Origin of the sequence: Streptococcus mitis (assembly GCF_001579035.1) — a bacterium.
Taxonomy (GTDB): Bacteria; Bacillota; Bacilli; order Lactobacillales; family Streptococcaceae; genus Streptococcus; species Streptococcus mitis_J.
Genome location: NZ_KQ970286.1, coordinates 54,171 through 55,620, shown reverse-complemented (window position 1 = coordinate 55,620; position 1,450 = coordinate 54,171). Strand labels below are relative to the sequence as shown.

General features: G+C 41.7%; 2 protein-coding genes. Both read right to left on the bottom strand.

The genetic code is table 11. From position 1 onward, the window contains the following. Positions 1 to 204, bottom strand: a 204-nt coding sequence (locus SMIDD26_RS02520; RefSeq protein ID WP_134990139.1) for a type I 3-dehydroquinate dehydratase, incomplete at its 3' end; no start/stop codon positions are given. Next, the gene (locus SMIDD26_RS02515) at positions 201 to 1,364 is read right to left on the bottom strand and encodes a class I SAM-dependent rRNA methyltransferase (RefSeq protein WP_061438809.1); all 1,164 of its coding nucleotides are present in this window, start codon (positions 1,362 to 1,364) and stop codon (positions 201 to 203) included. The genes SMIDD26_RS02520 and SMIDD26_RS02515, both read right to left, overlap by 4 nt. Positions 1,365 to 1,450: the final 86 nt, after the last annotated feature.

The window sequence follows — 1,450 nt, the reverse complement described above, 5'->3', positions numbered from 1 at the left end:
TCCCCCTTCAGAGCGAGTTCGCAATGTGAAAACCAACTCACGGCCTGCGAATTTTTCAAAAATAGCTGGAGCCACCTGCAAAATCGCTTCCTTAGGCAGATAGTCGGCACGCCATTCAATGATGTCGGAATCCAGGTACCTCGTGGCGTCCAGAGCCTGGGCCTCCTCTAAACTTCTTGGCATTACTGAAACGATTAATTTCATTTACTAACCTTCATACTAATCACCTTGAGGTAATTACTACTTTCATCTTTTTTATTATAGGCGAAGTCTGCTGGAAGACCGTATTTATTTAAAATCTGGTAACTTCTTCCTGCAAAGCCTTTATCAATTTGTTCTGTAAATTTCTGACGGGATACATTGGCAGCATTGGTACTGGCAATGATAATCCCTCCCGGATTTAAAATCTCAAGACTCTGAGAAATCAACTTGTGATAATCCTTGGCCACAGAGAAGGTCTGTTTTTTGTTCCGAGCAAAGCTAGGCGGATCTAGGACAATCACATCGTAGGTCAAGCCTTTTCGCTTGGCATACTTGAAATATTCAAAGACATCCATGACCACAAAACGATGGTCATCTGTACTGATTCCATTTGCCTGAAAATGCGCTTGAGACAATTCTCGTGAACGTTTGGCTAGGTCAACAGAAGTTGTCTGGCTAGCTCCTCCCATGGCCGCAGCTACTGAAAAGGCTGCTGTGTAGGAAAACATATTGAGCAAGGATTTACCCATAGCCAATCCATCCACTAAACTACCGCGAACTTCATGCTGGTCTAAGAAAATCCCTGTCATCAAACCATCATTCATAAAGACTTGATACAAGACCCCATTTTCCAAAACAGTGAAAAAGTCAGGTGCTTCTTGACCATAAACATGAGCTGATTCATAGTCCAAACCCTTAAAGCGTATCTTCTCATAGGCCCCTAACACCTCAGGAAAAACCTGTCTAAAGGCTTCTGAGATGGTCTGACGAATCTGATAAACATAAGAGTTATACCAAGAAAAGACAGCATAGTCGCCATAAAGGTCCACTGTCAGACCGCCAAAGCCATCTCCCTCTTGGTTGAAGAGACGAAAGGCAGTTGTCAAATCATCTTGATAATAGGATTTTCTCTTTTCTTTAGCTTGTCTAAACAGTGTTTCAAAGAAAGCTTGATTGAAGGCCACCTTGTCCTGACTAACAAACCAGCCCAAGCCCTTGTTTTGCTGAGAAAGGTAGGCAGTCCCAAGAAAGGTGCCTTCTTGACGATAGACTTCTACTTCCTGATCCTTAAGATGAACATTCTCAAGATCACTGGCTTCTAGTAAAACCAGACCTTTGGCGAGCTTCTTTTCAACCCTTTTGCTGACTCTTATTCTATTCATAACTACTATTATATCAAACTTTTAGCCAATTCTCAAAAAAGAAACTACCCTTGCTTTTTTACTCTTCTTTTAAAAAATGGTATACT

What these genes read in the sequence shown, in the direction of transcription:
- SMIDD26_RS02515 (WP_061438809.1), bottom strand. Translation starts at nt 1,364, where the DNA reads ATGAATAGAATAAGAGTCAGCAAAAGGGTTGAAAAGAAGCTCGCCAAA.